The 12903-nt window shown below is 32.6% G+C and carries 12 protein-coding genes, 1 tRNA gene and 1 other RNA gene; 3 read left to right on the top strand and 11 right to left on the bottom strand.

Annotated elements, in window-relative coordinates; genetic code table 11:
* The first annotated feature begins 8 nt into the window (after window positions 1–8).
* The 3 genes from BLP60_RS00310 (at window position 9) to BLP60_RS00300 (ending at window position 2608) form a co-directional block, all read left to right on the top strand.
* Window positions 9–905, top strand: a complete 897-nt coding sequence (locus BLP60_RS00310; protein WP_092061626.1) for an NAD(P)/FAD-dependent oxidoreductase — start codon at window positions 9–11, stop codon at window positions 903–905.
* 119 nt (window positions 906–1024) lie between these two features.
* Complete coding sequence (crcB, locus tag BLP60_RS00305; protein ID WP_234970918.1) at window positions 1025–1405, top strand: fluoride efflux transporter CrcB; 381 nt, start codon at window positions 1025–1027, stop codon at window positions 1403–1405.
* Between the two features lie 12 nt (window positions 1406–1417).
* A complete protein-coding gene (locus tag BLP60_RS00300; RefSeq protein ID WP_092061623.1) occupies window positions 1418–2608 on the top strand; it encodes a DUF190 domain-containing protein in 1191 nt (396 codons plus the stop codon).
* 100 nt (window positions 2609–2708) lie between these two features.
* Here BLP60_RS00300 and BLP60_RS00295 read toward each other — a convergent pair whose 3' ends face one another.
* The 11 genes from BLP60_RS00295 to BLP60_RS00245 all read right to left on the bottom strand — a co-directional run bounded on the left by BLP60_RS00295 (window position 2709) and on the right by BLP60_RS00245 (window position 12811).
* The gene (locus BLP60_RS00295) at window positions 2709–3566 is read right to left on the bottom strand and encodes an Mrp/NBP35 family ATP-binding protein (RefSeq protein WP_092061620.1); all 858 of its coding nucleotides are present in this window, start codon (window positions 3564–3566) and stop codon (window positions 2709–2711) included.
* A 99-nt stretch (window positions 3567–3665) separates the two neighbouring features.
* On the bottom strand, window positions 3666–5381 hold the full coding sequence (locus tag BLP60_RS00290) for a proline--tRNA ligase (RefSeq protein ID WP_092061617.1): 1716 nt from the start codon (window positions 5379–5381) through the stop codon (window positions 3666–3668).
* Window positions 5382–5401: 20 nt separating this feature from the next.
* Window positions 5402–6406: a hydrogenase expression/formation protein HypE gene (gene hypE, locus BLP60_RS00285; RefSeq protein WP_092061614.1), complete on the bottom strand. Its 1005-nt coding sequence runs from the start codon at window positions 6404–6406 to the stop codon at window positions 5402–5404.
* A 25-nt stretch (window positions 6407–6431) separates the two neighbouring features.
* A complete protein-coding gene (hypD, locus tag BLP60_RS00280) occupies window positions 6432–7517 on the bottom strand; it encodes a hydrogenase formation protein HypD (RefSeq protein WP_092061611.1) in 1086 nt (361 codons plus the stop codon).
* On the bottom strand, window positions 7504–7731 hold the full coding sequence (locus BLP60_RS00275) for a HypC/HybG/HupF family hydrogenase formation chaperone (protein ID WP_092061608.1): 228 nt from the start codon (window positions 7729–7731) through the stop codon (window positions 7504–7506). Before BLP60_RS00275 ends, hypD begins: the two co-directional genes overlap by 14 nt.
* Window positions 7732–7818: 87 nt before the next feature.
* Entirely contained in the window at window positions 7819–9276 is a 1458-nt protein-coding gene (cysS, locus tag BLP60_RS00270) for a cysteine--tRNA ligase (RefSeq protein WP_092061605.1), read from the bottom strand.
* Between the two features lie 38 nt (window positions 9277–9314).
* A complete protein-coding gene (gene ispD / locus BLP60_RS00265; protein ID WP_092061602.1) occupies window positions 9315–10529 on the bottom strand; it encodes a 2-C-methyl-D-erythritol 4-phosphate cytidylyltransferase in 1215 nt (404 codons plus the stop codon).
* 25 nt (window positions 10530–10554) lie between these two features.
* An RNA gene (gene rnpB, locus BLP60_RS00260) (RNase P RNA component class A) lies at window positions 10555–10967 on the bottom strand.
* Between the two features lie 113 nt (window positions 10968–11080).
* The gene (locus BLP60_RS00255; protein WP_092061599.1) at window positions 11081–11812 is read right to left on the bottom strand and encodes a zinc ribbon domain-containing protein; all 732 of its coding nucleotides are present in this window, start codon (window positions 11810–11812) and stop codon (window positions 11081–11083) included.
* Window positions 11813–11831: 19 nt separating this feature from the next.
* Window positions 11832–12617, bottom strand: a complete 786-nt coding sequence (locus BLP60_RS00250) for a Nif3-like dinuclear metal center hexameric protein (protein WP_092061596.1) — start codon at window positions 12615–12617, stop codon at window positions 11832–11834.
* A 118-nt stretch (window positions 12618–12735) separates the two neighbouring features.
* A tRNA-Ile gene (locus BLP60_RS00245) sits at window positions 12736–12811 on the bottom strand.
* Window positions 12812–12903 lie beyond the last annotated feature (92 nt).

The raw sequence follows: 12903 nt of genomic DNA, 5'->3' as shown, positions 1-12903 counted from the left end.
AGTTTTTTATGGAACAAAAAGATATTATTATCATAGGCGCAGGTCCAGCAGGTCTTTCTGCTGCTATATATACTGCAAGAGGTGGAGCAAGTACTCTTGTTTTAGGATGCAATCCAAAAGTAGCAGGAGAATATGTTATAGATAACTATTTTGGCTTTCCTAAGCCAATCACAGGTAAAGAACTCATTCAAAGAGGCATAGAACAAGCAAAAAAATTTGGCGCAGAAATTAAATGCGAAAAAGTACTTTCAATTCACTTTTCAAATCAAAACACCTTTCTAGTAAAAACAGAAACAAATCAGTATGAAAGTAAAGCCATTATTTTAGCTACAGGAGTAACCAGAGTAAGACCAGGAATTGATAATTTAAAGGATTATGAAGGTAAAGGTGTTTCTTATTGTGTTAGTTGTGATGGATTTTTCTATAAAAATAAAAAAGTAGCTGTATTAGGAGAAGGTGTGTTTGCTGCTAATCAAGCCTTAGAGTTAACAGAATATACAAAACAAATAACTATCTTTACCCAAGGGAAAAAACCTTCTTTTTCTCAAGAATTTGCAAAAAAGCTAGAAAGTTTTAAAATCCCTGTACGCAAAGACAAAATTATTTCTCTTAAGGGAAACAAAGGCCTAGAACAAATAGTTTTAGAAAATGGAGACATAGAACCATTAGATGGACTATTTATTGCTATGGGAGAAGCAAGTTCTTTAGACTTTGCTTATACCCTTGGTCTTACTAGAAAAGGAGTTTTTATTGAAGCTGATTTTGAACAAAAAACAAATATTCCAGGAGTATTTGCAGCAGGAGACTGTGTGGGGAGATTTTTACAAATAAGTGTTGCTGTAGGAGAAGGCGCAATTGCTGGTAAATCTGCACTAAATTATATAAAAACTCTTACTAAATCCTAAAAAACAAAGAGAGGGCTTTTGTCCTCTCTTTACTTTTCAAACTAACCTCATTTCCCCAAAACTCACCCTAGACTTTTACTTTATTTAAGCTTAATTTTTAATTTTTAAGGGAGGTTTAGGTGTTTTGGCAAAAAGGTATGTGGATTTTTATCTTTGGTGGAAGCGGAGCGCTAAGTAGATATTGGCTATCAGGATTAATTTATAAATTTGTAGGCCATAACTTTCCTTATGGAACTTTTATAGTAAATATAACTGGATGCTTTTTGTTTGGTTTAATCTTTGAAATGGCAGAACAAAGAATGTTAATCTCTCCTGAGATGAGAATTATTATTCTTACTGGATTTATGGGAGCTTTTACTACATTTTCATCTTTTATCTTTGAATGCGCTCAATTGTTTAAAGATGGACAATGGTTATTAGGTGGATGTAATCTTATTGGAGAAATAATGATAGGATTTCTTGGACTATATCTTGGTTATCTTTTAGCAAAACTTATTTAAAAGGGAATAATAATGGCCAACAATCAACTTTTAAAAATATATTTAGGAGAAAGTGATAAAATAGAAGGAATTCCAACTTATGAAAAATTAATTTCAATTGCCAGAAAAATGGGATTAAAAGGAGCTACTGCCTATCGAGGAATAATGGGATTTGGTAGCAATTCTTATATCCATAGTGCCAAAATATTAAGATTATCAGAAGATTTACCCATTATTATAGATATAATAGATGAAGAAACTAAAATAAATCTTTTTTTACAAAAAATAAAAAACCTTATTCATGAAGGCAGTATAGCAATAATAAACCTTGAAAATGCCTTTCATTATCCTCTGTTAGTAAAAGATGTAATGTCTTATCCTCCTATAACAATTCAAGAAAATAAAAAAATTACTAGAGCTTTAAAATTAATTATAAAAGAAAAAATAAAATTTCTTCCAGTAGTAAACACTAAAGAACAATTAACAGGGATATTAACTGGCAGTGATATTTTAAAAAATCTTCAAATAGATATAGATTTAAATTTAAAAAACCATAATTTCACGCAAACAGTTTTAAAACAAATTAAAAAAGATATTAATGTACATCAAGTTATGACATCTAAACCAATTTCAATAAACCCAGAATGTAAGATAATAGAATGTGCTAAAATTCTAAATCAAAAACAAATAAAAAGGATGCCTGTTATAGATACAAATAATAAAGTAGTTGGAGTTATTTCCCGTACAGATATTCTCTATGCTCTTACTAATGAAGGCCCATCTAAAGCTCTAGAAACTAAACAAAAAGGATTTTTAGCTAAAGAAATTCTATGCAAAAACGTTCCTATTATAGAAGTAAATACTCCTCTTCATGAGATTATCCCCTTAGTGCTTGAGCATCCTCTTCAAATGGCGATTTGCGTGAACAATAATAAAAAAGTAAAAGGTCTCATTTTTGATTCAGATATAACAAAATATTTTCTTCAAAAAAATGATCTCAGTTTTTGGGATAAATTAAAAGATTTCTTTAGTACAGAATCAATAGAATTAAAAAAACTTTTACACGAAAATTTTTACTATATCCAACCAGAAGAAAATATTTATAGTATTTTAAAAAAAATGAAATTATGGAAAGTCAAAAGGCTCCCTGTCATTAATCAGAACAAAGAGCCTTTAGGAGTTGTGGAACGAGATTCTCTCTTAAACGTAATTTTAAATTTATAATTTATTTTATAAAGTTAAAATTATACTCTATATTAATATCTTTTTTTTATTATTTTTAAATTTTCAAATTATTTTTTCCATATCCTTATTAAATTAAATTCTATTGCTCTAATTTTAAAGCCGCTTGCACAACCTTTTGCATTTCTTTTGCAGGTTCCCTATCTTGATGAGTTTTTATATAAACATATCCTTCCTCACCAGAACGAACAACTTCTGGGTCCAAAGGTATTTTAGCTAAAAACGGAACACCCATCTCTTTTGCCAAACCTTCTCCACCACCAGAAGAAAATACGTCTGTTCTTTCCCCACACTTAGGGCAAACAAATCCACTCATATTCTCTACAATACCTAAAACAGGATTTCCCAACTGGGCACAAAAAGTAACAGATCTCCTCACATCATCTACTGCCACACCTTGAGGAGTTGTTACTATGATTGCTTTAGCCTCACTTCCAAGAAGCTGCAACACGCTCAAAGGTTCATCTCCTGTTCCGGGAGGACAATCTACAATAAGATAATCTAAATCTCCCCAAGCAACATCTTCTAGGAACTGTCTAATAAGTCCCATCTTAACAGGTCCACGCCAAATCACAGCCTCTTTCTCTGAAGGAATAAGAAAACCCAAAGACATCACAAAAAGATTTTTATTCCAAGGAACAGGCTCCATATAATTTTTTTCCATATGAGGCTTTTCTTTTTTTAAACTAAGAAGTCTTGGTATAGATGGGCCATGCACGTCTACATCCAATAAACCCACTTTTTTCCCTTGCAAAGCAAGACCTACTGCCAAATTAACAGCCACAGTACTTTTACCCACACCACCTTTTCCAGACAAAACAACCAGTTTATGCTTAATACGACTAACAGTTTTTTTAAGTTTTTCCTCTGGACAACTTGCCTCATCTTGAACTGAACAACTTCCTTGTTTAGAACAACCAGAACATTTATTTTCTGCCACTGTTTCCTCCTAAATTAATTTTTATTTTTATACTCAAAACTCAAAAAATATTTTTCAAAATTATTTTCTTTAAGCTAAAAAAACCCTCTCCACTTTTATCTAAAAATTATTCTTACTTTTAAGATCAATTACACTTTTAATACATTCTGAAAGAGGAACTTCTATTTTTTCTCCTGTTCTCCTTATTTTTATCTCTGCAACTCCTTTTGCCAAGCCCTTTGCACCAATTATTATTTGAATAGGGACACCAATTAAATCTGCATCTTTAAATTTAAAACCAGGCCTTTCGTCTCTATCATCATATAAACAATCAATTCTACTTTTTTTCAACTCTACATATAACTTATTTGCCGCATCTAATACTTTATTATCTTTAGGATTTAATACTATAAGCAAACACTCAAACGGAGCAATTGGCAAAGGAAAAATAATACCATTTTCATCATGATTTTGTTCAATACAAGCAGCAAGAACTCGACTTACTCCTATACCATAACATCCCATAACCAATGGCTTTTCTTTTCCATTTTCATCTAGAAAAGTTGCTCCCATGGCTTTACTATATTTTGTACCTAATTTAAAAATATGTCCAACTTCTATACCTTTTGTTAAAGATATTTTACCTCCACATTTTGGACAATTATCATCTACAGTAATATTACGCAGATCATAATAATCTTTTATATTAACATCTCTTTTTAAATCACAGTGAATAAAATGAGTATCTTTTTTGTTAGCTCCTATTACGTAATCTGTATCAAATTGCAACTCTTGATCTGCATAAATTTCTTCTATGTTTAAACCAACAGGACCAGCAAAACCAACAGGAGCTCCAGAATATTTTTCAACCTCTTCTTTTGTTGCCAGTCTAACCTCAGTGGCTTTTAATTTATTTTTTAATTTAACTTCGTTAAGTTCTCTATCTCCTCTAATCAGAATAGCAACAACTTTACCATCTATATTATAAAGTAAAGTTTTAACAATTTTATGAGGAAAAATATTTAAAAATTTTGCTACTTCTTCTACTGTATGTTTATTTGGAGTATTAACTTCTTCTAATGGAGGACAATCTATTTTTCTCTGCTCTACTTCATTATATAACACTTCTGCTTTTTCCAAATTAGCAGCATAATCACACTCTTCACAAACAACAATAGTATCCTCACCTGTATCTGCAAGAACCATAAACTCATGAGAATATGTACCGCCAATTTGTCCAGTATCTGCTTCTACAGCTCTAAACTTTAAGCCAAGTCTTGTAAAAATACTTTTATAAGCTTCGTACATATTTTCATAACTACTAATCGCTCCCTTATCATCTTTATCAAAAGAATACCCATCTTTCATAATAAATTCTCTTCCTCGCATAAGCCCAAAGCGAGGTCTTATCTCATCTCTAAACTTAGTTTGAATTTGATAAAGATTGAGAGGTAATTGGCGATAAGATTTTACTTCTCCTTTTATAAGATTTGTAACCACTTCCTCGTGAGTTGGTCCAAGACAATAATCCCGATCATGTCTATCTTTAAATCTTAAAAGTTCTTTGCCGTATGCATCCCAACGTCCAGATTGCTTCCATAACTCTGCTGGTTGTACTCCTGGCATTAAAATTTCTACTGCTCCAAATCTCTCCATTTCTTCTCTAATAATTTGAGAAATTTTTTGTAAGCACCTTAAAGCCAAGGGCAAATAAGTATATATGCCAGCTGTCAGCTTTCTTATCATACCAGCCCTAAGCAAAAGCTTATGGCTAATTACCTCTGCATCTGCTGGATCTTCCTTTAAAGTTGGGATATAATATCTAGACCAACGCATTTTTCCTCCTTAATAAATCATCAACATATTCTAGGAAGCTGCTCACCTTCTAACATATCTAACAAACGCTGCCCTCCAAGGCCAGTCTTTAATACAACTTTACCAGGATGCTCATCTTTTACTAAGCCAATTACTCTTGCCTCTTGAGTAAGAGGATCTTCTCTTAAAATATCTAAGACTTTATCTTGATATTTTTCAGGCAAAATAACAATAAATTTACCTTCATTGGCTAAATACAAGGGATCTAATCCCAAAAAAGAACATCCTCCTTTTACCTCTTCTCTAATTGGAATAAAATCCTCTTCAATAAAACACTCTACATTAGACTGCTTGGCTATTTCATTTAAAGTTGTAGCCAAGCCACCTCTTGTAGGATCTCTTAAAACGTGAATTTCTGGAATCTCTTTAAGTAATTTTTCTATTATTAAATTTAATGCCGCTGAATCACTTTTTATTTCTGTATCAAAGGAAATACCTTTTTGCTTAGATAATATTGTAAGACCATGATCTCCAATAGTACCACTTACAATAATTATATCTCCAACTTTAGCTCTATTACCTGCAGGAGCTGGATTTACTAATACTTCTCCAATACCTGTGGTATTAATAAAAATTTTATCTACCGCACCCTTTGGCACAACTTTAGTATCACCAGTTACAATAAATACTTCCGCATGTTTTGCTGCCTGCGCCATAGAAGACACAATCCTTTCCAATAACTCAATCTCCAAACCTTCTTCTAAAATAAAACCACAGCTCAAAAACCTTGGCTTTGCACCTAACATAGCAACATCATTCACTGTGCCATGAACAGCCAGCGAGCCTATGTCTCCTCCTGGGAAAATAATAGGATCTACAGTATAAGAATCTGTACTCATAGCCAAAGGAGCTTTGATATTATCTAAAAAAGCAGCATCGTCTAATTTATCCAAATAAGGATTGCTCAAATGCTTTACAAAAATATCTTTTATTAATCTATGAGAAGCCTTTCCTCCACTTCCATAATCTAATAATAATTTAGACATCTATAAACTCCTAGTTTATATTTCCTTATAACGAGTATTTATAATAAGCTGCACAAGAACCTTCTGTAGAAACCATACACGGCCCAACAGGACTCTGAGGAGTGCATACTTTTTTAAATAAAGGACATTCATCTGGGCGTATAATACCTTTTAATACATCACCACATCTACATCCCTTAATAGGAGGAACATCTGGAAGCTCTTCTATTGAAAACAACTTTCTAGCATCAAACTGAGCAAACTCCTCTCTAATTTTAAGGCCACTATTTGGAATTTCTCCTATACCTCTCCACAAAGCACCACATGGCTCAAATACCTTATCCATCATAGCCAAGGCATTTAAATTCCCTTGATCTTTTACTACTCGCTTATAATTATTTATAGCTTCAGGTTTTTCTTCATTAGCCATCTTTACCATCAAATAAATTGCTTGCAAAATATCTAAAGGCTCAAAACCACCTATTACAGAAGGAATACCATAATTTTTAGCTAAAAATTTATATGGCTCAAGACCAATAATAGCAGATACATGCCCAGGAAGTAAAAAACCTTCTACTTTTAAACTCTTATCACTAACTAATGCTTCTAATGCTGGTGGAACAAGTTTATGCAGGCATAAAACAGAAAAGTTTGTAATCCCTTGTTCCTTGGCTAGATTTAAAGTAGCTGCCACAGTAGGAGCTGTAGTCTCAAAACCTATGCCTAAAAATACTACTTTTTCTTTAGGATTTTCTATAGCTAACTTTAAAGCATCAAAAGGTGAGTAGACTATTTTTATTCTTGCTCCCTCTGCCTGCAAGTCTTTTAATGTTTTCTTGTCAGGCCCAGGCACGCGCATTAAGTCGCCAAAAGTAGCTAAAATTACATCTTTTTGCGCTAATTCTAAAAAAGCAGCTACTTCCCGCTCGTGGGTCACACACACAGGGCATCCAGGCCCAGATACATGTATTAATTCCTCAGGAAACAAAGACCTAAGGCCAGATTGAAAAATAGCTACTGTGTGAGTCCCACACACTTCCATAAACCTAAACGGACCTTTTAACTCATTTTTAAGCTGAGTTAAAACTTCCTCACAAAGCCTAGGATTTTTAAACTGATTAAGTAAGTTCAATTCCAAGCCCCTTTTCAAAAAGTTTTAAAGTTTCTAAAGCTTCATCCTTATCCAACTTTCTAATTGCAAAGCCAGCATGGACTATAACATAGTCCCCAATTTTAGGTTGTTCGTCAATAATATCCAACCTTACTTGGTTTTTTACTCCTCCTACTTCTACTTCTGCCACCTGACCATCTATTGATTTTACCTCCATCGGCACTGCCAAACACATATCTGCCTCCTCACTTAAAAATTATAAGTTTATTTTCAATATGTTTTAACATAAATATAATTAAAACCAACTAAAATCGACATTCTTTTACTTTAAATCCCATTCTGTTCCTAGCGGAGTATCTTTTATTTCTATGCCCATTTTATCTAATTCTTCTCTTAAAGCATCTGCTTGTGTAAAATCCTTATTTTTTCTTGCCTGTTCACGTGAAGATATCAATTCTTCTACTTTTGCTAAATCAATATTCTTACGTTTAAGTTGAATTGTTTTTAATTCATTTAAAAATATATCTGGTTTCAAATATAATATGCCTAATATATCTTTTACCTTTTCAAAAAAATCTTTTGCCACTTCTAACATCTCTTTTGTTTGAACTGATTTGCGATAATTTTTATCGCTTAAAATTCTATTTAATATTCTTACTACATTAAAAAGAAATCCCAAACCTTTTGCAGTATTTAAATCATCATCTAATGCTTTAAAAAAATTCTCTCTATTAGAATTAAATTCTTGAATTAAATCTTGTTTTAATGTTATATTTTTCCATTTTTTAATTTCTAAAGAACTATTTATATCTTTTAGTGTTTTATATATCTTTTTAAGTGCCTTTTCTGACTCCTCTAAAGCTTCTACATTATAATCTAAAGGACTTTTATAATGCTTAGTTAAAAGGAAAAAACGCAAAACCTCTGGATGATAATTATTTAAAATATCTCGAATAGTAATAAAATTCCCCAAAGATTTAGACATCTTTTCTGAATTTACTTGCACAAAACCATTATGAACCCAATATTTAACAAAAGTAGTTCCATAAGCAGCTTCACTCTGAGCCCTTTCATTCTCATGATGAGGAAAAATTAAATCTTGTCCTCCTCCATGGATATCAAAAGGAATACCTAGATACTTTTTACTCATTGCAGAACATTCTAAATGCCAGCCAGGTCTTCCTTTTCCCCATGGACTATCCCAACTAGGTTCTCCTGGCTTTGCACTTTTCCATAACACAAAATCCAATGGATCTTCTTTTTTTTCTTCAGGCGCTATTCTAGCACCTGCCTGCAATTCCTCTATATTTCTCCCTGAAAGAGCACCATAAGAAGAAAATTTTCTAACCCTAAAATAGACATCTCCATTATCTGCAAGATAAGCATATCCCTTATCCAATAAAATTTTTGTTAATTCTATCATTTCTTCTATATGCTCTGTTGCTTTTGGTTCAATATCTGCCCGTAAAATATTTAAGGCATCCATATCTTTATAAAATGCATCAATATATTTTGCTGCTAATTCTTCACAGCTAATTCCTTCCTCATTTGCCCGTTTAATAATTTTATCATCTATATCTGTAAAATTGCGAACAAACTTAACATCATATCCTAAAAACCTTAAATATCTAATCAAAACATCAAATACCACTGCGCTTCTTGCATGTCCTATATGGCAATAATCATAAGCTGTTATTCCACATACATAAACACCAAGTTTTTTATCTTTAAGGGGCTTTATTTCTTCTTTTTTCCTTGAAAAAGAATTATAAATTAACATCTAAATCTCCTCATCTACTTATCTTTAAAAAAACACTTCTAAAAATTATCTTCTTCAAATTCAAAATAACCACTTACTATCACAACAGCCTTAATACCTTCCTTTCTCCCTGTAAATCCAAGACCTTCTTCCGTTGTAGCTTTTAAACCTACTCTTTCTATAGGAAGGCCTATGAGATTGGCAATATTTTTTTGTATTTGCTTTTTAAATGGACTAATCTTAGGAACTTGAGCGATAATAGTAATATCTATATGAGTAAAATGAAAGCCTTTTTTTTCAGCCAGCAACAATACCTCTGACACAAAAATAGAACTTGGTAGGTTAGCATTATCCTTGTCTGAATCTGGAAACAGTTCTCCAATATCCCCTTCCCCTAAGCATCCTAAAATCGCATCTACTAAAGCATGAAAAACTACGTCACCGTCTGAATGGGCAACTACCTTTATTTTATTGCTAATAGGAATACCCCCTAAAATTAAGGGTTTATCTCCACCATATTTATGCACATCATAACCAAATCCAGTAATAAAAACTTTTTGTTTAGGTATGGCCAACATTTTAAGGTCTTCTTTAGTTGTTATTTTTATATTTTGTTCTTCTCCATTAACTACACACACAGAATGACCTATTTCTTCTACTAAACTGGCATCATCTGTTCCTACTATCTCCTTATCTCGTGCATGATCGTGAGCTTTTTTTAATAATTCAAAAGAAAAGAGTTGAGGAGTTTGTACCGAACGAAGATAACAACGCTTTAGGGTTGTGATAACTTTTCCATATTGATCAACTTGTTTAATTGTATCTTTGACCTGAAGGGCAGGAATAACACCTTCATCATTCTCAAGAGAAATATATTTTTCTAAAATACGGTCAACTAATACAGAAGAAAAAAAAGGTCTTGCCGCGTCATGCACAAAAACATGAGAACATTCTCTAGGTAAACATTGAAGCCCATTATAAACAGACTCCTGTCTAAGTTCTCCTCCTTTAGCTAAAACTATAGGAATTTTTAAATTAAGACGAGAATCAAAAGAAACAAGTAGCGTTTGAACTAGCTCAAAGTCTTCTTCTGATACTACTAAAACTATGCCTTGTATAAGAGGTATTGAGGAAAACTTTACTAAGGAATGAACAAATAAAGGAAAACCTTTATATTCCAAAAACTGTTTTTTTTGTTTTATTCCAGTTTTTCTTAATCTAGAACTTCGACCAGCAGCAAGGACTATAGACCACAAATTATTAATAGAGGGCACCCTTGTCTTCCTTTATTATAAAAAAATCTGGAGTTGGACATAAGCCGGGTTCTGTTCCTGAATCCAGGTGGCTACCATTACTCTAGGACAAGGATTACTCCCTGCCTCTAGCGGCCTACCCGAAGGCATCGGCCGGGCCAGCCTAAAAGCGCCTTCCTATTTGGCCTTGCTCCAGACGGGGTTTACCTAGCCTGTCATGTCACCATGACAGCTGGTGGGCTCTTACCCCACCCTTTCACCCTTACCGAGCACCTAAAAGGGAAAAGATAAATTTTCTTATTTAATAAACTTTTCTGTGCCCTTTTAGGTGCTCGGCGGTCTCCTTTCTGTGGCACTTTCCTGAGGTCGCCCTCACTGGGTGTTACCCAGCGTCTTGCCCTACGGAGCCCGGACTTTCCTCCTCTATCAAAAAATAGAGGCGGTAGCCTGTCCAACTCCAGTTAAACATTATTTTAAGACCTTATAGTCTATTAGACAAGAGAAAAAATAAGACAAATAATTCTCTAACAAAAATTAAATATTTTAATCTACAATAAAAAGATTAAAAAAATTTATTCTGCTTCTGTTTTATTATAGAATTCTTCCCAATAAATTAAACGCTGACAATTAGGACAATTTAAAATTTGCTCACCTTTTTGCAATTCAACAAAAGTTTGAGGAGGAATGCTAATATAACAGCCCATACACACTCCATTACTAACAGCTACAACCACAGGTTGACTTAATCTTTCTCGAATAAAATTATATCTCGCCAAAATAGGAGCAGGAATAGAAGCACAAGAGGCCTCTCTTTCTTTTTCTAATTCTTCTATTTTCTTTTCAATATCTTTTAATTCACTTTCAGACTGATTCTCAAGTTCTTTAATCTTATTATCTAATTCTTCTATTTCCCCTAAAAGCTCATCATAATCTTTTTGATGCAAATTTATATCTTCTAGCAAACTAGTAAGTTCTTCTTGTTTTGTTCTATTAAGACGTTCAAAATTATCCAATTCTCTCATCATTGCCTGATATTCCTTGGAATTTGAAATCATCATTAACTTATTTTTTACTTTTTTTATTTTACTATCATTGTCTTCTATTTCAAACTCTAATCTCTTTTTTTGGTCATTCAAAATATTTAATTTATCTTCTAGCTCTAATTTTTTATTGTCTAAATTAGATAAATTTTCTTTAAGTTCATTTAATTCTTTAGGAAGAATATCTAATTTTTCCTTATATGAGATTAACTTATTATCAATATCCTGCAACAAAACAAGTTTTTTAATTTGTTCAAGATACATTTAGTCCTCCTCTTAAAAATTATAAATAACAAAATGGGTCTTTACTTTGAATAAAAATAAAATCTACCTCTTTTATATTTTTAGCAATATCTTTATAAAAATATTGCATCATCATTTCTTCCAAAATAAAATGGCCAACATCTAAAACAAATCCCTGAAAACCTACTTCCAAAGCCTCATGATATTTAAAATCACCTGTAATAAAGACATCAACTCCTAACTTAAAAGCCTTTTCTGCCAAAGAAGCTCCAGAACCAGGACAATAGGCAACGTGTTTTATATTGGAAGGAGCTTTACCTATAGCTCTTAAAATATCTATTCCTAAGATAGATTTTACTTTATGAATAAAATCCACTGTTTTTATTCTAGCAGAAAATTCACCTCTTAATCCAAAGCCAACGGTTCCTTTTTCATCTACATCTAAAAAAGAATCTATTACTCTTAAATTTTGTAAACCAAGCTCCTTAGCAAACCAAGAAACAGGACCTTTAGAATTCGCATCTAAAGAAGTGTGAGCAGAATATAAAAACATGCCAGAACTTAAAACTTTCTTTAAAACATAAAAATATTCATTTTTTTTGTTAGGAAACTCAGGATGCAAAGCAAGAGGATGATGGGTTAAAAGAAAGTTGGCTCCCCAGTCTAAGGCTTTATTTACAGCACTTAAAGAAGGTTCTAAAGAAATAGCTACTTTTTGGATATCTTCCTTTTCACCTAACACCAAAAGACCGCTTTTATCCCACGATGCTGCAAAGTTTAAAGGAGCATATTTCTCAATAATGTCTATTAATTCCCAAACATCCATATTACAAATAAAAAAGGTGCTTTCCTTCTTTTTAGGAAAGCACCTTTTTAAAATTATTTCCTACTATTGATTTAACTAGAGATAATAGCTTGTTCAATTTTTCTCCTCAAAACATAAGTGGTGGGCCTACCAGGATTCGAACCTGGGACCGTCCGGTTATGAGCCGGGAGCTCTGCCAACTGAGCTATAGGCCCACGAGGTAAACAACTGTCTTTATATATGGATAAATAAATTGTCAAGGAAAAATACCGACAAAAACTTAAACTCAATAGCACCTAATATGCTT

This window comes from Desulfonauticus submarinus (assembly GCF_900104045.1).
In the GTDB taxonomy this organism is placed as follows: Bacteria; Desulfobacterota; Desulfovibrionia; order Desulfovibrionales; family Desulfonatronovibrionaceae; genus Desulfonauticus; species Desulfonauticus submarinus.
This window is presented reverse-complemented; position numbering and strand designations above follow the sequence as displayed.